Origin of the sequence: Chamaesiphon sp. (assembly GCF_041738855.1) — a bacterium.
GTDB lineage: Bacteria > Cyanobacteriota > Cyanobacteriia > Cyanobacteriales > Chamaesiphonaceae > Chamaesiphon.
Window position 1 is genome coordinate 78,251 of record NZ_JBGSPA010000209.1, and the last position, 18,552, is coordinate 96,802.

The window sequence follows — 18,552 nt, forward strand, 5'->3', positions numbered from 1 at the left end:
TGCCTAATTGCACCAATACCTAACAGCTATATCGTAAATACCGATCCTACCCACTCGATCGAACTCACTACAATGAGGAAGTAACCAAGGTGAATTCCTGCATTTACCCAGTTACTTATATAAAAAATTTATTCCTAGTCGCATTATGCAACCAAACAACCCCCAACAATTTACCGAAAAAGCTTGGCAGGCTGTCACCAATACGCTCGATGTCGCCAAGGCTGCTCAGCAACAGCAGATGGAGTCAGAGCATCTCCTCAAAGCTCTGCTCGAACAAGATGGCTTGGCAACGAGCATCCTTTCCAAAGCGGGTGTAAATCTCAGCCAATTTCGCCAAGAACTAGAAAACTATATCCACAAACAGCCCAAGATATCTGGGACGATTGGCTCTGTTTATCTAGGCAGGAGTGTCGATACTTTACTCGATCGCTCCGATAAATATCGCCAGGATTATGGTGATGATTTTATTTCGATCGAGCATCTCTTGCTTGCCTATCTCCAAGACGATCGATTGGGTAAGCAGCTTTTTAATGAATTTAAGTTAGAAGAAAAGAAGCTAAAAACAATCGTCTCCCAAATTCGTGGTAGTCAAAAAGTGAACGACCAAAACCCTGAAGGCAAATACGAATCGCTCTCTAAATACGGACGCGATCTGACTGACTTTGCCCGTCGTGGCAAACTCGATCCAGTGATCGGACGCGATGACGAAATTCGGCGCACGATCCAAATCCTGTCCCGACGGACTAAAAATAATCCAGTCTTAATTGGTGAACCTGGTGTCGGTAAAACAGCGATCGCCGAAGGTTTGGCACAGCGAATTATTAGTGGTGATGTCCCTCAATCTCTCAAAGATCGGACACTGATTTCACTCGATATGGGTGCCCTAATTGCAGGTGCCAAATATCGGGGCGAATTTGAAGAAAGACTCAAAGCTGTACTCAAAGAAGTCACCGAATCCCAAGGTCAAATCATCTTATTTATTGACGAAATTCATACCGTCGTTGGTGCGGGTGCGACTCAAGGCGCGATGGATGCAGGCAACCTGCTCAAGCCAATGATGGCGCGGGGTGAGCTACGCTGCATCGGTGCGACAACTCTCGACGAATACCGTAAGTATATCGAAAAAGATGCCGCCCTCGAACGCCGTTTTCAACAAGTATATGTCGATCAGCCGAGTGTCGAAGATACGATCTCCATTCTACGGGGTCTCAAAGAACGCTATGAAGTCCATCATGGTGTCAAAATTTCCGACAACGCCCTCGTCGCTGCGGCAACCCTGTCAACTCGCTATATTAGCGACAGGTTTTTGCCAGATAAAGCGATCGATCTGATGGATGAAGCCGCCGCTCGATTGAAGATGGAGATCACCTCCAAGCCCGAAGAACTCGACGAGATCGATCGTAAAGTGCTGCAACTCGAAATGGAACGGCTATCAGTCAATAAAGATACCTCCACCGCCGCCCGCGAACGCTTGCAGAAGATCGAAAAAGAACTCGCCGATCTCAAAGAAGAACAACGCGCGCTCACCGCTCAATGGCAATCGGAAAAAGATATCATCACCAACATCCAAACCACTAAAGAAGAAATGGATGCAGTGAATATCGAGATCCAACAAGCCGAACGCACTTACGATCTCGCGCAGGCTTCCGCACTCAAATTTGGCAAACTGATCGAACTGCAAGCCAAACTAGCAGCCGCTGAAGTCCAACTCGCGCAATCTCAAACCACCGGAAAATCCCTGCTCCGCGAAGAAGTAACCGAAGCCGATATCGCCGAAATCATCTCCAAATGGACGGGAATTCCACTGACTAAACTAGTCGAAACCGAGCGCGAAAAACTCCTCTACCTCGAAGATGAACTCCACCGTCGCGTCATCGGGCAAGATGAAGCCGTCACCGCTGTCGCAGAAGCGATCCAGCGGTCGCGGGCAGGACTATCCGACCCCAACAGACCGATCGCCAGCTTCATCTTCCTCGGCCCCACAGGCGTCGGTAAAACCGAATTGGCTAAAACTCTCGCCAACTACCTATTTGACGCGGAGGATGCCCTGATCCGGATTGATATGTCCGAGTATATGGAGAAACACGCTGTCTCACGCTTGATTGGTGCGCCTCCTGGCTATGTGGGTTATGAAGAAGGGGGACAACTCACGGAAAGTATCCGCCGTCGCCCCTACGCCGTCATCTTGTTCGACGAAATTGAGAAAGCGCATCCCGATGTATTCAACGTCTTGCTCCAAGTGCTCGACGATGGACGCGTTACTGATTCCCAAGGTCGGACGGTAGACTTCAAGAATACGGTAATTATTATGACCAGTAATATTGGTTCTCAATTTATTCTAGACTTGGGGGGCGATGACTCTAAATACCTCCAGATGAAAGAGCGGGTATTGGATGCGCTCACCAAGAATTTCAGACCCGAGTTTCTCAATCGGATCGACGATACGATCATCTTCCATAGTCTCCACAAAAATCAACTGCGGAGCATTGTCAAAATCCAAGTGGGGCGGCTCGAAAAACGGTTAGCCGAGCGCAAACTGTCACTCAAACTCGCTGAATCTGCGCTAGATTTCTTGGTAAATACTGGCTATGACCCAGTTTATGGTGCGCGTCCACTCAAACGGACAATCCAAAAAGAGCTAGAAACGATCCTCGCCAAAGGAATTCTGCGAGGTGACTTCAAAGAAGGAGATACTGTATTTGTGGAGGTGCAAAATGAGCATCTTGCTTTCAGTCGGCTACCCGCCACGATTGTGATGTCAGAAACCTAACTCTCAATGGGGGATCGCGCGATCCCCCTTGTCAGTACCGCTGCTGTTAAGGATGTCATCTTCAGCTCGATCGTCAACTACAACTTGCTACACAAACTTTAATTGAGGTCAGAATCTCGATCGAGCATAAATCCTCGCTAAAATAAACGAGATAGCTCAAATTAATTAGTGATGAAGTTAGTTTCCGATCCGACGATCGAGCGCAAGATTGCCAAAATGCACGAAAGAATGCGGTGGCATCATCCATTATTCCAACAGCTAGGGATCGATCGAACACGACTGGAAATAGATGACGATCTCGATCCAGCTCAAGGGTTCACATTTTGCGTACTGGGAGATAGCGGGAATGGCGTTCATCAGCGCGATAGTCCCCAGCGGCGCGTAGCGAAGCTAATGATCGAATCGGCACCCACTGCCAAATTTATCTTGCATACTGGCGATGTCGTCTATCTAGTCGGATCGAGCGAACAGTATCCAGAGAATTTTATTCGACCGTACCAAGAATTACTAGTCGGTGGCGATCGCAATTTAGAGCAGATCCGCTACGACTCGATGGTCTTCAATCGCCCGTTTTTACCCGTACTTGGCAATCATGACTACTACGATCTTCCGATCGTTTATGGTGTGCTATCGCAGTTATTGCGCCCGTTGCGACAAGCTTTTCGGTACTCGATCGACTTGGATGTCGGTTGGCATGGCTCTTATCAGGGCGATGCCTATGCTAGAGCCTTCTTGGACTATCTCCAGGAGATCCCCGAATCAGAACTGCAACAGCATCTGGAGCGGCACTATACAGTGCCAACTTCTACAGGCAAAGGGTTGAACTATCAACCAGGGAAATTTACCCGCATCCCCAATCGCTATTATCGGTTTCGCTATGGGGGAATTGACTTTTTCGCGCTCGATTCCAATACCTTTAATGCCCCGTTACCGATCGAATCCAGCGCACAGGGCGAACGTCACCGCCAGACACTGCTCGCAGATCTCGACAGGTTACAAGCCGAGCGCGAACGGTACCTCCAAATCATCCAAAATTTAGATCCCCAGGCAGCAGCACAGCCGACGCCAGCAGCCCCTGAATCCCTCGACGAGCTGCTCGGTAGGATCGAACATTTAGAAGAATCAATTCGCGATCTGGAAAAGCAACTAGATCCCAATACAGTTCACGAGCAGATCGATTTCGAGCAGTTGGAGTGGCTAGAGCGGGGACTGATCGAATCTTGGCAAGATCCAGCCGTCCGAGGGCGGATGATTTATTTTCATCATCCCCCCTATGTGACCGAAGCGACCAAATGGCATCAGGGTCAAACCCTAGCAGTGCGCCATTATTTGCGTCAAGTATTCGATCGAGTCGAACTAAAATTGACAAAGCTCATCGCCAATCGACCCTTAGTCGATCTAGTATTGTCTGGTCACGCTCATTGCTTTGAATATCTTGAAACCCTAGACACTGGTCACGCCGATCGTGGGATCAAATGGGCGATCTGTGGGGGGAGTGGGTTTAGTCTCCGTCGCCAACGCGCTGAAGGTAACGTCCTCCAGGAACGGATCGATGGACAGTTACGGGATGTCGCAGTGTCTCATCAGTTTATCGGTAAGACCGGACGCGGCGCGCTCAAAAAGCATCCTTACTCCTTTCTACAAGTTGATGTGTTACCTGGATCGACTTTAAAATTCAAACTCAAGCCCCAAGTCGCCGAATATCATCAGCTCCAGTGGCAATACTATCCAAGTGAATTGGCGCAACGATCCGATTGAATACTACCGCATCAATCGATCGGCGGTGAGTGAGAGCTAAAATCCTTCGCGGCAGCGATCTTCACCCGATATCACACTCGCAGTGGACAGGGAAGCACTGAATCGTACCGTAAATGCCGTCAATTCGGGATAAGAAGAGCTTGGAGATTTTAATCGGTGGCAATATTGGGATGGAGTCAATAGCCTTAAACCGAACTGACGTTAAATAGTATATCCTTGAAACTCTGGAGTGAAAAGTCGCTAAAATTATTTTAGATCGGTCGATCGCGAGTATTTTTGAACCATCTACTGTATACTCTTTGACATAGTAGTCTGAGTATTTCTCTCTCCCAACTGTCTTGATGCGCTAAACCGTCTGGAAACAAAGGCGATCGCGCATCGCTCCCACCTCCCAACTCTTATGCTTGCTGGCTCGACCCAATTTGAAACCCTAGAACAGGCGTTAAAGCATTACTTTGGGTATGAAGAGTTTCGACCTGGGCAACGGGATATCATTACTACAGCTATAGCCAATCGCGACTTATTGGTAGTGATGCCCACGGGTGGCGGGAAGTCACTTTGTTTCCAGTTACCAGCATTACTCAAGCAAGGCGTAACGATCGTGGTATCGCCATTGATCGCGCTGATGCAGGATCAGGTACAACAACTCGCTGACAATGGGATTGCTGCTACTTTCTTGAATAGTAGCATTACGACCGAAGAAAGACGCGATCGGGCGGCGGCTATTTATAATGGCGAGATTAAATTATTGTATCTCGCGCCAGAACGGTTGAATCAGGAGTTTATCAGTAACTTTCTGGTCGATTTGCATCAAGAAGTGGGGATTGCGGGATTTGCGATCGATGAGGCGCATTGTGTATCCGAATGGGGTCATGATTTCCGTCCCGACTATCGGAAATTATCGCAATTACGCCACTATTTTCCCAAGGTGCCCTGGTTGGGATTGACAGCGACAGCAACCGATCGCGTTCGCCAGGATATCATCACTCAGCTCGATCTGCGCGAACCAGCTATTCATGTCGCAAGTTTCAATCGTCCGAATTTATATTATGAAGTCCGTCGCAAAACGACTACTCCATACAAAGAATTGCTGGCTCAAGTCAAGCAGTCAAAAGGGGCAGGAATTATCTACTGTTTGAGTCGGAAGAAGGTCGATGAACTGACAACTAAATTGCAGCATGATGGGATTAAAGTTTTACCTTATCATGCGGGACTAGATAGCCAGACGCGCACCAACAATCAAAATAGTTTTATCCGTGATGATGTCCAGGTGATGATTGCCACAGTCGCCTTTGGAATGGGGATTAATAAACCCGACGTGCGGTTTGTAATTCACTACGATCTACCGCGCAATATTGAAGGTTATTATCAAGAGTCGGGACGCGCCGGACGGGATGGCGAACCCGCTCATTGTACGCTGTATTTTGGGATGGGAGATATCAAGACGATCGAGTATCTGATCGCGCAAAAGATCGATCGCGAGACGGGGATGGCACTCGAAGAAGAACAAAGAATCGCAACGCAACAATTGCGGCGGGTGATAAATTATGCTGAAGCGACTGAATGTCGCCGGATCATTCAGTTGGGTTACTTTGGCGAGAGTTTCCCAGGTAACTGCGATAATTGTGACAACTGTAAATACCCACGCCCGATTTCGGACTGGACGATCGAATCCCAGAAGCTACTTTCCTGCGTAGCGAGATTTAGCAAACAGGGGCGCAACTTTGGACTAGCTTACACGATCGATGTCCTGCGCGGTTCCAAAAGCGATCGAGTCTTAAAGAATGGACACGATACTCTCTCTACTTATGGTATCGGCAAAGATCGCACCCAAAATGAATGGCGGATCTTGGGCAGATCGCTACTGCATCAAGGCTTGGTTGATGAGACTAGCGATGGTTATTCGGTGTTGACACTAAATTCCCTAAGCTGGGAAGTCCTCAAAAGTCAGCGCAAAGTAGAGATCGCCATTGCGCCGAGTCTCCCCACCGCCGAAACCCCAGATATCAGTACCAATACTGCCGAAATTCAATCTCTCTACAACCGTCTCCACAAACTTCGCAAGCAGTACGCAGACGCCAATAAAGTGCCACCCTACGTTATTTTTGCCGATTCCAGCCTCAGACTGATGGCACAACAGCAACCCCAAACCCTCGCCCAATTTGCCCAAATTTCCGGTGTAGGGGCACGAAAACTCGCTCAGTATGGGGAAATGTTCACGGGTGAAATCAGAGCCTTTAGAGCCGAATCTGGCTTATCCGTCCAAACCGAATCCGATCCGACGCCGCCACTAGATCCCTCGCCACCCCGTAGAAGAGATATATCTCAGACCCATCTGGAAACGCTCGACATGTATCAACGTGGTTTGAGCCTCGCTGAGATCGCTACCAAACGCTCCGTACGCGAGACTACCATCGCCGATCATCTCATCAAGTTGATGGAGTGTGGCTATGAGGTCGATATCGATCGGATCGTACCACCCGATCGAGCGACGGCGATCGCCCAAGCAATGAAAATCGTCGGAGCCGAAAGGCTCACACCGATCAAAGAACAGCTCGGTGAGGATTATAATTACGAAGAAATTAAGCTTGTCAGAGCGAGACTCAGCGATCGGGAGATCGCCGATTAACGGCTAGTAAATGGGATCGTTCCTCACCTGGAACTAACCCTCAGCTCTTCTCCAGTTAACCGCGTACTGATAAGTTTTGGAGTGGCGGCGGAGATCTTTACCCTACCCCACCCCTCCCCTTTATAAGGGGAGGGAGCTAGAAAAAAGCCTCCCGTTATAAGGGAGGTTGGGGGGTAAGCCAACTCGCAGCGAAGTCTTCCCAACTTGTGTGCGGAGGTGGTTGGCGCAACTAGTCCCTTTGTGAACAGTGGCTCTAGTTGCTGGTGGAACTGGGATTGGAGAGTAGGGAGCTATTAAATGGATTGGGTAAATCGGGAGTACGCACTGGAGTACTACCACGTTGACGAATCAAATCTTGATAGATATTATCGACCGATCGAGCATCGCCGACAGCCTCAAGATCGGGATAGCTCAACCCAAACAATAATGTGAATTGACGATCGATCCCAGTATTGCGATAAGTATCGCCTGACTGGTTGAACATCGCACGGGTAATCGCATCACTAATCGTTACTGGCTCATTTGCGCGTGCTGGTGTGGCTAGACAGCCAGTTGCGACGACAGCGAATGCCATCAAACAGATCGTTTTTAATTTCATCATGGTTTTAACCTCTAGATCGCTATACTCACATTATTCAACTGGTGGATGACTAAATCAGGAACATTTATTCCGATCTTTTGCACGGTAGCGGCGATGATGGACAGCACCCTCACTGTGTCAGATCGCGATCTAGCGATCGCGACTAGGATAAGATCTAGTATCCAGCGATCGACATCTCTAAAATATCCAAATTATGCACTCACCTGTTGGCAATATTCCCTATCCGACGATCGATCTAACTACTTTGCGCCAACACTTGTTAGATTTACTCTGCCAGTTGGCTTACAAAGAAGGTGATTTTACGCTCTCTTCCGGTCAAAAAAGCACCTACTACATCAATGGTAAACAAGTCACGCTTCACCCAGAAGGAGCTGTAGCCACTGCACGGATCTTGCTCTCCATGCTACCAGATGATACCGATGCCGTCGCCGGATTGACGCTGGGTGCCGATCCGATCGTCTCTTCTGTCAGTGTGGTATCTGTATATGAAGGTAAATCCATCCCCGCATTAATTATCCGCAAAGAAGCCAAAGGACACGGCACCCAAGCCTATATCGAAGGCGCAACTCTCAAACCAGGCGCGAAAGTAGTTGTCCTCGAAGATGTCGTCACCACCGGACAATCGGCAATGAAAGCAGTCGAAAGACTCAGGGCGGCGGGTTATACTGTCGATCGAGTGTTGACATTGGTCGATCGTGAGCAAGGTGGTGCTGAATTTTATGCCAGTCAAGGGTTACACTTTGAGACAATATTTACCATCAAAGATTTACAAGTTAGGTATCGGGAATTAGGGCTTTAAGTTTGAGGTCGATCGAATCTGCATCTACAAATGTATGGCAGAATTAATTGAATTTGAGACAGAGCGACTCCGGTTGCGCCAATGGATCGCATCAGATCGAGAGCCTTTCGCTCGACTTTGTGGCGATCCGCGCGTGATGGAATTTTTTCCTAATCTACTCGATCGAGCGGCTAGCGATGCAATGGTCGATCGACTTGAAGCACTCATCAATGAGCGCGGCTGGGGCTTGTGGGCGGTAGAAACCCTGGCAAGTAATCAATTCATCGGTTTCGTCGGTTTGCATATCCCCAAGGCTGATTTACCCTGCTCTCCATGTGTCGAAATCGGTTGGCGGTTGGCTTATGAATATTGGGGCAAAGGTTATGCTACTGAGGCGGCTAGAGATGTGTTGAAAGTGGGATTCGATCGACTAGCTTTGTCCGAAATTGTCTCTTTTACTGCAACAATCAATCGCCGATCTCGCGCCGTCATGGAACGGTTGGGACTGAAGTTAGCTGCCGAAACATTCGAGCATCCGATCGTTCCAGAGGGACACATTTTACGCGAACATGTTCTCTATCGATTATCGAGAGAACGATGGAAATCGACACATTGAAATTTATAGCATTAAAATAGTAACGATTGGAAATATTACCAACCCAATCAATGAATGCATCGTCCTGATTCGGTATCGATCGTCTACGGGTTCCCCGAGGGTTTAGCGAGACAAGACAGCCGTAACGCACCAGGATCGATACTAAGGCTTGGGTTTAGAGCTGCCATATTTGCTCTAATTGCTGCGTGGTGAACCGTTGTTTCATAATTCATCACATTTCAGTTACACTCTCCGGTTTGAAATCATTCAGCCCAACTATCCCCTATCCCCTATCCCCCAAAGCTGCTAAAGTGATCCATAAAAGTATTGAAAAATTGCGAGGAAAGTTAGTTTGAGTCAGAGTTCTGGTATTGCACCCCACGGCGGAAAATTAATAAATCGCATCGCTACCCTCGCTCAAAAAGCCGAGTTCCTGAGTAAAGCTGACAGCTTGCCCAGAGTGACATTAGACGAGCGGGCATATTCCGATTTAGTCATGATTGCGATCGGTGCATTTAGTCCGCTTCAGGGGTTTATGCCAGAAGCAGATTATCACAGTGTCGTCGCCAAGATGCGCTTGGCTGATGGTTTGCCTTGGTCGATTCCGATTACACTCTCAGTTACTGAAGCTATCGCTGCACCTCTGACCGTTGGTTCGCTCGTCAGGCTGGATGATGCTACAGGTAAATTTGTAGGCATTTTAGAACTTATCGAAAAATACACCTACGACAAACAGCAAGAAGCGATTAATGTTTACCGTACGGATGATGAAAAGCATCCTGGTGTCAAAGTCGTCTACGACCAAGGTAGTGTGAATTTAGCAGGTGCTATTTATCTATTAGAACGGGAAGCACACCCACAATTTCCTACCTACCAAATCGATCCTGCCGCATCCCGCGCCCAGTTTCAAGCTAAAGGCTGGAACACGATCGTTGGATTTCAAACACGCAACCCGATCCACCGCGCCCATGAGTATATCCAAAAATGTGCGATGGAAACCGTCGATGGATTATTTCTCCATCCCTTAGTCGGCGCAACCAAAGAAGATGACATCCCCGCCGACGTACGGATGCGCTGCTATGAAATCATCCTCGAACACTACTATCCAAGCGATCGCGTCATCCTCGGGATCAACCCTGCCGCGATGCGCTATGCTGGGCCACGGGAAGCCATCTTCCACGCTCTGATTCGCAAAAATTACGGTTGTACCCATTTTATCGTCGGGCGCGACCATGCGGGTGTGGGTGACTACTACGGCACCTACGATGCTCAACACATCTTTAGTGAATTTGAACCAGGAGAACTCGGCATCACCCCGATGATGTTCGAGCACGCATTTTATTGTAAAGTTACCAAATCGATGGCAACTACCAAAACTAGTCCCAGCACTCCCGAACAACGAGTGCATCTATCCGGTACCAAAGTCCGCGACTTACTCCGTCAAGGCGAATTACCACCACCAGAATTTTCGCGTCCCGAAGTCGCCGCCGAGTTAATTCAGGCAATGCAAGGGCACAAATAAGCAGCAACTACCAGCTAACTAACTAGTCAATCACCAACTCCAAAATATATGTCCATCAAGTTTTCGATCTCGACAGTAGCGATCGCCGCGTTACTAACATTAACTCACGGTATGGCTGCTCATGCTGAAGCTTACAAAACCAGTAAAGGTCAAGTAGTAGTCACAGGTTTGACAGCGAAACAAAAGTATCCCATCAAAGGGACTAATGCTAAAAACAAGCCAGTCACCCGTAAAGATATTGCTGCAAATGGTTGTGGTGAAGCTCTAGTAGATGGTGCTGGAAAGTACAAAACGTTAATGGTCGGTACCGAGACGATCGATCCTGCTACTCTGGCGATTAGAGAACATGCCAAATGTAAGTCAAAAAAGACTGCGGTAGCTCCCAAGAAAAAGAGTACGACAGCAACAACGACTATGCCTGCAACTACGCCATCCATAGCTCCATCAGTGGTACCATCAGTAGCACCAGTACCTAAATAAACACGAGTGCCAGCAGCAATTGTCGGGTGGGCACTGCCCACCGCATACATTTCCAGCGGTTTGTAACCGATCGAGATCTGCTCTAGATATCGCTTTTATCTATAGGTATTTTTTTAATAGCAATTCAAGATTTTGTTTGGTTGATTCTGGTACCTTATCCAGCGGTGTGATAATTGCATATTTAAGAGCAGAATGTGCATCTGAAACAAATAAATTTGCACCCAGTCGCTTAACTGTTTCCTGAATTACCTGTTGAGCATTACTCGCATTTTTATGAAGATTGGCAATTATCATCTCTACTGTAACGCTGTCATGCTCGGGATGCCAACAATCATAGTCAGTAGCTAAAGCTAATGTTGCATAGGCAATTTCAGCCTCTCTCGCCAATTTTGCTTCTGGCAAATTGGTCATGCCAATAATCGTCCCGCCAAGCTGTCGATACATATTCGACTCAGATTTAGTCGAAAAAGCTGGCCCTTCCATACAGATATAAGTACCGCCTTTGTGTAAGCTAATATCTGGGATATTTAGGGATTCGATCGCATCTGCTAATACACCCGCTAACTGATGACAAATCGGATCGCCAAAAGCAATATGTCCGACAATCCCCTCGCCAAAAAACGTATTCGCACGACTTTTAGTGCGATCGATAAATTGGTCTGGTAATACCAAATCTAACGGCTTAACTTCTGCTTGCAAAGAGCCGACAGCCGATGCTGAAATCAGATACTCGACACCGATTTGTTTCATCGCATAGATATTCGCTCGATACGGAACTTCTGTAGGCGTGAGATGATGATTGCGTCCATGTCGTGCCAAGAACACGACTTCAACTCCATCTAGCTCTCCGACGATGAGATTGTCTGAAGGTTTGCCAAATGGAGTGTCTACACTCACCTCGCGGACATTATTTAAGGCAGACATCTGATAAAGTCCACTACCACCAATAATCCCAGTTTTGATATCACTCATGTTTATAATTGATAATTGATAATTACGGCTCCTGAAAAGTCGTAGGTTGGGTTTCGCTATCGCTCTACCCAACTACCTCCGAGCACCCTAGAGATGTTGGGTTTCATTCTTCACCCCAACCTACAACCTAAAACCTAACTCAAGGATTTGGTTTGATTGCGTTGATTTTGGTGTCAATATCAATTAATGTATCCAACACGATCCTTTTGGCATAGAGCTTCCAGCCCCATTTTTGGATGGCGATCGCGGCGGCTGTCCCACCCACTGCGGCGATATAATCCAGGGGCTGATTGAGCGAGATTGCAAATAATAACCCCAATCCCGCAATTCCCCAAAATGGCAGTGCCACCGTTTGGCGTTGGGTTTCGACCAATTTGACGATGCCGCCTGTGGGTAATTCTTGCTCCAGAGTGGCTTTGACTGCCTTCTGCTCCGCCAGATTTACAGACAAACCGATTTTGCGACGCAATTTCTCGATCTTGCGCGCATCACTGCTGTATTGAGTGAGTTCGTCTTCTGCCATCAATACCAGCCGTTCGTACTGTCCCACAGGTAATTAATCCACACTAATATTCATAGATGATTATAGCTGACGATCTAGATTGCTAAACTATTCCCCCACTCCCCTACTTGAGCCACTGGATAAGCACGGTTGCTCCGAACATATGAGTGCGACGGCAACACCGAAGATCGGTAGATATTGCATTTCAGGAGCCGATGGGGAATGCAATGATTCTACAATAATTGAGATCGGACGATCGATCGAACCCAAAAAATGCACCGCGCCAACGAGATACAATAGCGATCGAGTTAGATATTCCCAGCAGCGATCGAGATGATGGAATCCACCCCAGCCCAGATTAGTCAAGCAGTTCAAAATCTCTACGATACCTATCCCTTCCCGCCCGAACCCTTGCTCGACGAACCGCCACCAGGATTTAACTGGCGGTGGCAGTGGGATGCGGCTTACGATTTTTGTACCGGACAGATGCCAGCGCGTCGAGATATTCGGATTCTGGATGCTGGGTGCGGTACGGGGGTGAGTACCGATAGCTTGGTGCATCTCAACCCCGAAGCGCAGGTAACGGCGATCGATCTCAGTCCTGGCGCGCTCAAAGTCGCTCAAGAACGCTGTGCGCGATCGGGTGCGACGAGAGTAGAATTTCATCATCTGAGCTTGTTTGATGTCGCCCAGCTACCAGGGGAATATGACCTGATTAACTCGGTAGGCGTGTTGCACCATACCCCCGACCCAATTCGGGGTATTCAAGCCTTGGCGGGCAAATTAGCCCCTGGTGGGTTGATGCACATTTTCGTCTATGGTGAGTTGGGGCGGTGGGAGATCGAATTGATGCAAAAAGCGATCGGGATGTTGCAAGGTGACAAGCGCGGTAACTATCAAGATGGTGTCAAAATCGGTCGATCGGTATTTGCATCCCTCCCTGAAACTAATCGCCTAGTGAAGCGGGAAAAAGAACGCTGGGCGATGGAAAATCACCAAGATGAATGTTTTGCCGATATGTACGTGCATCCCCAGGAAATCGACTACAATATCGAGACATTATTTGAACTAATTGATGCTTCTGGTTTGGATTTTGTTGGATTTTCCAATCCTGATTTCTGGAATCTGAAACGCCTGTTGGGTAAAGCACCCGAAGCCCTCGATCGCGCCCAAAAGTTAGCTGTTCGTCAACAATATCGACTGATCGAATTACTTGATACTGATGTCGCTCATTATGAATTTTTCTTGGCTAAACCACCGCTACCAAAATCGCTCGATTGGTCGCAAGACGAGCTATTATTAGCCGCAATCCCTCATCGACATCCCTGTATTGAAGGTTGGGAAAGTCAAAATGTATTTAATTGCGATTGGAAGTTAATTAATCTGAGTGATACTGAGTTTGCATTTGTGCAAGCTTGCGATAAAAACCAAGCGCAGTTGACAGTTGGTGAGATTTTACAGTCAGTTGGACTGTCTATAGAAAACGTGCGATCGCTCTTGGCTAATAAAATGATGATGCTAAAAGTTAAAAACTAGTGTGGCAGATCCCCGACTTCTCAAAGAAGTCGGGGATCTAAACAACCCTTATAGACAAAAAATCTATGTCAATCACCGTTCATTTTTTGCCAGATAAAGTTACAGTTACCGCCGAGCCAGGGGAACCATTGCTTAATGTTGCCGAGCGGGCGGGAATCACAATTCCGACTGGTTGCTTGATGGGTTCTTGCTATGCTTGCGAGGTAGAAATCGAAGGGCAAGAACATCCCGTGCGGGCTTGTCTGGCGAGTATCCCCAGCGGCGAACCAGTACTAATCGTCCATCGTTATGACGATCCGATTTGGTAATCGATCGCGCTCCCCGAAAATCCCCTCCGAGGAGGGGAGCTTTATTGCAAAGCGCGATCGAGTCTACTTAACATGTTCGGGTGCTGTGCCTGATAGACTAATAAATAACGATCGATAGGGACATCCCGCACCATGTCTACAGCAATATTAGCGAACTGGTTGGCAGCATCTACCGAGCTAGGCATGTTACCGCATGATGTCCTCGAATCGATCGCGAGTGAATTGGTAGAATTATCTGTACCCGCAGGCTGTCGAGTCACACTGGAAGATACTCCAGTCACTCAGCTCTATATCCTCGTAGCAGGGCAAGCCGAGCGGTATCGTCGCCAAAAAGCGGAACTGTGGGCGACGGGGTTATTACCTGGTGCGGTGGTAAATTTATCGGCATTGCAGCGCGGGCAACTTGCGGATAGCCGGATTGTGACGATTACCGAGTGTCAGTTTCAGACGATCTCTGCTGACAGGTGGCAAGCATTAGTTAGCAGATATCCCCAGATTACCGCCGCTTACGCCGAGCGACTTGCAGCTAAACTGGAGCAACTCGAAGGTGAAATGGCCTTCGAGCAAGACAGACAAGCCGCTTTGCGGACTTATTTAGTACCCCAAGCCAAGCGGGGCATTATTGGGAGTAGTCGTTATGCTGTGAAGTTGCGCCAACAAATTCGCACCGCTGCTAGTGACGATCTCCCTGTTTTAATTTCGGGCGAACCAGGGCTAGAAAAAGATAATATCGCCGCACTGATGCACTTTGGTTCCAATCGTCGTCATCAGCCGATGATTAGGCTCAAAAGTGCCTTAATTACTACCAATGGTGCGGAATTGTTTGGGCGCGTAGGTGGAAAACCAGGATTATTGGAATGGCTGGGAGAAGGAACATTAATTCTGAATGATGTTCAGGAATTACCGCCCGAATTGATGCCCCAAATCGAGCAATTATTAATTACTGGCAACTATATCCCGATCGCGCGTGAAGGACAAATACCGCTCCCGCCTCGCCCCAGTAATGCGCGGCTCATCCTCATCTCAGAGAGCACTCAACCGACGTTTAATAAGGTTGTCAAACATCAAATCAAAGTGCCAGGATTGCGGGTGCGAAAAGCCGATCTGGAGGCACAGGTAAATTATTATATCAACATCATTTGTCGGCAAACTAAGGTAGCCAAGCCGCAGGTGACACCGGAAGCAATTCGGCGTTTGCAAGCTTATGATTTTCCAGGTAATCTAAAGGAATTACAGGGAATGGTCGATCGAGCGTTAGTACAGGCGCAAGGTAGTAAACTACTGACAGCGGAAGTATTCTGGGCACAGGCACCGAAAAAACAATTATTCCGCCTGAATTTATTAAATGCTTACCCCTGGCTCAGACGGTTTTTAAATACCGATTGGTATCCCGATCGCATTAATTACGGATTCACGGCGTGGGTATTTCCGATCGTAGTTCTAATTCTATTTCTTGCCCCCCAAGATCGTCAACATAATTTCGCGCTCAATCTATTTTGGGCGTGGTGGTGGCCGTTAATTTTATTATTATTCCCCATCATCGGGAGATTATGGTGTGCGTTTTGCCCATTTATGATTTATGGCGAAATTGCCCAGAAATTATCACTCAAATTATTCCCCAGAACTCTGCAAAAATGGCCGCGTGCAACTGCCGAAAAATGGGGCGGTTGGTTTCTGTTTGGATTATTTGTCCTCATCTTTCTGTGGGAAGAACTATGGCATCTAGAGAATACAGCTTATTTGTCTAGTTATTTATTATTATTAATTACAGCTGGGGCAGTGATTTTCTCACTGATATTTGAGCGACGATTTTGGTGTCGTTATCTCTGCCCGATCGGCGGGATGAATGGATTATTTGCCAAACTATCGATCGTCGAATTACGCGCCCAGCAAGGCACATGTGCGGCAGAATGTACCACTTATCACTGTTATAAAGGTGGGGTCGGTTTTGGCGAAGGGCAGACAACCAATGGCTGTCCGATTTATTCGCACCCTGCCCAGTTAACCGATAATAAGGATTGTGTCTTGTGTATGACTTGTCTCAAAGCATGTCCCCATCGATCGGTAGAATTAAACCTGCGTCCCCCAGGAATCGAACTGTGGACGACACATATCCCACATGGGTATGAAGTGGCTTTATTATTTTTATTATTAGGTGGGGTTTATCTGCACCGCTTACCAGAGTTAAATAGTTTATTAAACTTGCAAATAGATCTAACCCAATTTTTGCCACACTTAGGACTATCGATCGCAGCGATCGTCATTCCCACTATTATCCCTTTCTTAGGGTATGGTGCAATCCAAGGAATCTACCAACTAGGTAAGGTGAAATATGTCCCGTTTAAAGTTTCTAAACCACTCCCCTTTATCACTCTTGCTTATGGGTATTTACCATTAGTCTTAGGTGCAAACTTAGCCCATTATTTTAAATTAGGTTTAGAAGAAGGTGGGCAAATTATCCCGATCGCTTTTGCAACATTCGGGCAAATTAATGATAACCTACCCAGTTTTATTGCTCATCCAGCCGTAATTACATTTCTGCAAGGGACAACTCTGATCTTGGCATTATTAGTGACATTATTTCTGACTCAAAAAATAGCTAAGAGATCGATTCAATCGCTGATTCCTCAACATCTGGCTAGCATTTGTCTAGTAGTTACGTTGTGGATCTCGATTATTGGGAACTAAGCACTCCTACTCTTAATCGATGCGAAATTAGAGCGATGTGAGGTAAGATAGAGCCGAGTATTCCGATCTGAACAAAAATTCATGAAATTTACCCCGATTTTCTTCGTTACATCGATCGCTATTGTGAGTAGTTGGGTATTGACAGACAGTATTACCAATGCCCAAACTTTAGGCTCGACTAATTCAGCTCATCTTAACTCGATCGCCATAGCCGCTGATGATAGCGATATGACTCCCGTTCAAAAAAATGGTAAAACGATCTGGGCTGGTGAAGGTGCTAAATAACTAGTTTAGTAATAGCCTGAGTAGGGTGTGTTAGGCTCAAGCCATAACACACCAGTGCCGAATACTAGCACCGATAAGACATTAACTAACCACCTGAATCCTCTCAATTAAATTACGTACAAACTCACTATACTTATCCTGCATTGGTAACTCCAGATCTACTTTAATCCGCTGCCGCTCGGTAAATACTTGCTGCTGAGAAATTGGATTGAAACCTTCCTTTAGATACGTTTCCCAGTAACAGCCGACGCCCCGCTTTTGCCATAATGGTAAATCGTTGAAATTAATCCCATTTTGAAACAATAGCTCGTTCTTCTCAGACTTTAAGAGGTGTTCGATTTTACTATTGGCAGATCTACCACTTGCGCCCTGCTTGCGGAGCATCCAGTAACAGTGAGCATTCAACGCATTGCGATGAGCGTCCTCATTGCGCCACCGAAAATAATCCACTACTAGCTCGATATTGGGTAACTGCGAGATCCGACAATCAAATGCGGCTACCGCCCCCAGCAGGCTAGAAAGTTTGGCACTAGCTTCGCCAGCTAAGACCGAGTTGAGTTTCCGTAGCTTCCGCTCGAATGTCACGTCTTCTGGGTGCAACAGCAGCGAAATTTCATCGCTCTCCGTGTAGCCATAAACCACTTTGAATCCAGATTGCATCAAGTGTTCGAGCGTCGCCACCATATAGTCGCGAAATACCGGATCGAAGGGTGCCTCAAATTTACAGACTTCCTTTGTTAAGCGGGTAAAACTGCGTCCATCGACTCTAGCTACCATATAAATTCCAGGTAGCACATACAGATCGTTGGTAGTTTCAAACACCCGCATCTTTGTGTCTAGCTCATTAAACTTCATCTTGCCATTGCTCCACTACAAATTGCATTGCTGGTAATAATTTCACGTAGTACAGCTCGTCGAAACCCTCAGCATAACTCGGCAGCTCCAGTCTGTTTGCCGTTCCCGCAATTCCTTTATCTGGGATCTGTTGCATTCGTGACAAGTTAAGAAAATTAGAGCTTTGTCAAGGAGGAATGGAGAATATGTCAAACTCTTACTAAACAAGCATTTGAGCTGATATAAGCAGATGACTCGCAGCCCTAGAACTAATCGTGACCACGCAAAAAAACA

The 18,552-nt window shown here is 47.2% G+C and carries 16 protein-coding genes; 11 read left to right on the plus strand and 5 right to left on the minus strand.

Annotation, left to right across the window (positions count from 1 at the left end; all coding sequences use genetic code 11):
- Window positions 1-145 precede the first annotated feature (145 nt).
- The 3 genes from clpB to recQ all read left to right on the plus strand — a co-directional run bounded on the left by clpB (window position 146) and on the right by recQ (window position 7,157).
- On the plus strand, window positions 146-2,770 hold the full coding sequence (gene clpB, locus ACEW9I_RS23775; RefSeq protein WP_373542809.1) for an ATP-dependent chaperone ClpB: 2,625 nt from the start codon (window positions 146-148) through the stop codon (window positions 2,768-2,770).
- A gap of 171 nt (window positions 2,771-2,941) precedes the next feature.
- Window positions 2,942-4,528, plus strand: coding sequence for a metallophosphoesterase (locus tag ACEW9I_RS23780; RefSeq protein WP_373542810.1), 1,587 nt, complete (start codon window positions 2,942-2,944; stop codon window positions 4,526-4,528).
- Window positions 4,529-4,928: 400 nt separating this feature from the next.
- Window positions 4,929-7,157, plus strand: a complete 2,229-nt coding sequence (recQ, locus tag ACEW9I_RS23785; RefSeq protein ID WP_373542811.1) for a DNA helicase RecQ — start codon at window positions 4,929-4,931, stop codon at window positions 7,155-7,157.
- 253 nt (window positions 7,158-7,410) lie between these two features.
- Here the strand turns inward: recQ and ACEW9I_RS23790 are convergent, their stop codons facing one another.
- Complete coding sequence (locus tag ACEW9I_RS23790; RefSeq protein ID WP_373542812.1) at window positions 7,411-7,758, minus strand: hypothetical protein; 348 nt, start codon at window positions 7,756-7,758, stop codon at window positions 7,411-7,413.
- Between the two features lie 193 nt (window positions 7,759-7,951).
- Here ACEW9I_RS23790 and pyrE point away from each other — a divergent pair, with 193 nt between their 5' ends.
- The 4 genes from pyrE to ACEW9I_RS23810 all read left to right on the plus strand — a co-directional run bounded on the left by pyrE (window position 7,952) and on the right by ACEW9I_RS23810 (window position 11,133).
- The gene (pyrE, locus tag ACEW9I_RS23795) at window positions 7,952-8,557 is read left to right on the plus strand and encodes an orotate phosphoribosyltransferase (protein WP_373542813.1); all 606 of its coding nucleotides are present in this window, start codon (window positions 7,952-7,954) and stop codon (window positions 8,555-8,557) included.
- Window positions 8,558-8,591: 34 nt separating this feature from the next.
- Window positions 8,592-9,152 carry a GNAT family N-acetyltransferase gene (locus tag ACEW9I_RS23800; RefSeq protein ID WP_373542814.1) on the plus strand — a complete coding sequence of 187 codons (561 nt, stop codon included), beginning with the start codon at window positions 8,592-8,594 and terminating at the stop codon, window positions 9,150-9,152.
- 331 nt (window positions 9,153-9,483) lie between these two features.
- The gene (sat, locus tag ACEW9I_RS23805; protein ID WP_373542815.1) at window positions 9,484-10,653 is read left to right on the plus strand and encodes a sulfate adenylyltransferase; all 1,170 of its coding nucleotides are present in this window, start codon (window positions 9,484-9,486) and stop codon (window positions 10,651-10,653) included.
- 48 nt (window positions 10,654-10,701) lie between these two features.
- Window positions 10,702-11,133: a hypothetical protein gene (locus ACEW9I_RS23810; protein ID WP_373542816.1), complete on the plus strand. Its 432-nt coding sequence runs from the start codon at window positions 10,702-10,704 to the stop codon at window positions 11,131-11,133.
- Window positions 11,134-11,232: 99 nt separating this feature from the next.
- On the opposite strand, the gene ACEW9I_RS23815 is transcribed toward ACEW9I_RS23810, so the two are convergent.
- Both ACEW9I_RS23815 and ACEW9I_RS23820 read right to left on the minus strand, forming a co-directional pair.
- Entirely contained in the window at window positions 11,233-12,105 is an 873-nt protein-coding gene (locus ACEW9I_RS23815) for an S-methyl-5'-thioadenosine phosphorylase (protein ID WP_373542817.1), read from the minus strand.
- A gap of 139 nt (window positions 12,106-12,244) precedes the next feature.
- Window positions 12,245-12,655, minus strand: coding sequence for a hypothetical protein (locus tag ACEW9I_RS23820; RefSeq protein WP_373542818.1), 411 nt, complete (start codon window positions 12,653-12,655; stop codon window positions 12,245-12,247).
- 288 nt (window positions 12,656-12,943) lie between these two features.
- Between ACEW9I_RS23820 and ACEW9I_RS23825 the strand changes: the two genes are divergently transcribed.
- The 4 genes from ACEW9I_RS23825 (at window position 12,944) to ACEW9I_RS23840 (ending at window position 17,424) form a co-directional block, all read left to right on the plus strand.
- Entirely contained in the window at window positions 12,944-14,143 is a 1,200-nt protein-coding gene (locus tag ACEW9I_RS23825) for a class I SAM-dependent methyltransferase (RefSeq protein WP_373542828.1), read from the plus strand.
- Window positions 14,144-14,208: 65 nt separating this feature from the next.
- The gene (locus tag ACEW9I_RS23830; protein WP_373542819.1) at window positions 14,209-14,451 is read left to right on the plus strand and encodes a 2Fe-2S iron-sulfur cluster-binding protein; all 243 of its coding nucleotides are present in this window, start codon (window positions 14,209-14,211) and stop codon (window positions 14,449-14,451) included.
- Window positions 14,452-14,583: 132 nt separating this feature from the next.
- Window positions 14,584-17,139, plus strand: a complete 2,556-nt coding sequence (locus tag ACEW9I_RS23835; RefSeq protein WP_373542820.1) for a sigma 54-interacting transcriptional regulator — start codon at window positions 14,584-14,586, stop codon at window positions 17,137-17,139.
- Window positions 17,140-17,220: 81 nt separating this feature from the next.
- The gene (locus ACEW9I_RS23840; protein WP_373542821.1) at window positions 17,221-17,424 is read left to right on the plus strand and encodes a hypothetical protein; all 204 of its coding nucleotides are present in this window, start codon (window positions 17,221-17,223) and stop codon (window positions 17,422-17,424) included.
- Between the two features lie 81 nt (window positions 17,425-17,505).
- Here ACEW9I_RS23840 and ACEW9I_RS23845 read toward each other — a convergent pair whose 3' ends face one another.
- Window positions 17,506-18,279: a tRNA(His) guanylyltransferase Thg1 family protein gene (locus ACEW9I_RS23845; RefSeq protein ID WP_373542822.1), complete on the minus strand. Its 774-nt coding sequence runs from the start codon at window positions 18,277-18,279 to the stop codon at window positions 17,506-17,508.
- A complete protein-coding gene (locus tag ACEW9I_RS23850; RefSeq protein ID WP_373542823.1) occupies window positions 18,269-18,415 on the minus strand; it encodes a hypothetical protein in 147 nt (48 codons plus the stop codon). The genes ACEW9I_RS23845 and ACEW9I_RS23850 overlap by 11 nt, the downstream gene beginning before the upstream one ends.
- Between the last annotated feature and the right edge of the window lie 137 nt (window positions 18,416-18,552).

Coding starts and splice junctions, on each gene's coding strand:
- ACEW9I_RS23835 (WP_373542820.1), top strand. CDS start 14,584: ATGTCTACAGCAATATTAGCGAACTGGTTGGCAGCATCTACCGAGCTA.
- ACEW9I_RS23840 (WP_373542821.1), top strand. CDS start 17,221: ATGAAATTTACCCCGATTTTCTTCGTTACATCGATCGCTATTGTGAGT.
- ACEW9I_RS23790 (WP_373542812.1), bottom strand. CDS start 7,758: ATGATGAAATTAAAAACGATCTGTTTGATGGCATTCGCTGTCGTCGCA.
- ACEW9I_RS23810 (WP_373542816.1), top strand. CDS start 10,702: ATGTCCATCAAGTTTTCGATCTCGACAGTAGCGATCGCCGCGTTACTA.
- ACEW9I_RS23830 (WP_373542819.1), top strand. CDS start 14,209: ATGTCAATCACCGTTCATTTTTTGCCAGATAAAGTTACAGTTACCGCC.
- clpB (WP_373542809.1), top strand. CDS start 146: ATGCAACCAAACAACCCCCAACAATTTACCGAAAAAGCTTGGCAGGCT.
- ACEW9I_RS23780 (WP_373542810.1), top strand. CDS start 2,942: ATGAAGTTAGTTTCCGATCCGACGATCGAGCGCAAGATTGCCAAAATG.
- ACEW9I_RS23845 (WP_373542822.1), bottom strand. CDS start 18,279: ATGAAGTTTAATGAGCTAGACACAAAGATGCGGGTGTTTGAAACTACC.
- ACEW9I_RS23850 (WP_373542823.1), bottom strand. CDS start 18,415: ATGCAACAGATCCCAGATAAAGGAATTGCGGGAACGGCAAACAGACTG.
- ACEW9I_RS23815 (WP_373542817.1), bottom strand. CDS start 12,105: ATGAGTGATATCAAAACTGGGATTATTGGTGGTAGTGGACTTTATCAG.
- pyrE (WP_373542813.1), top strand. CDS start 7,952: ATGCACTCACCTGTTGGCAATATTCCCTATCCGACGATCGATCTAACT.
- ACEW9I_RS23800 (WP_373542814.1), top strand. CDS start 8,592: ATGGCAGAATTAATTGAATTTGAGACAGAGCGACTCCGGTTGCGCCAA.
- recQ (WP_373542811.1), top strand. CDS start 4,929: ATGCTTGCTGGCTCGACCCAATTTGAAACCCTAGAACAGGCGTTAAAG.
- ACEW9I_RS23825 (WP_373542828.1), top strand. CDS start 12,944: ATGGAATCCACCCCAGCCCAGATTAGTCAAGCAGTTCAAAATCTCTAC.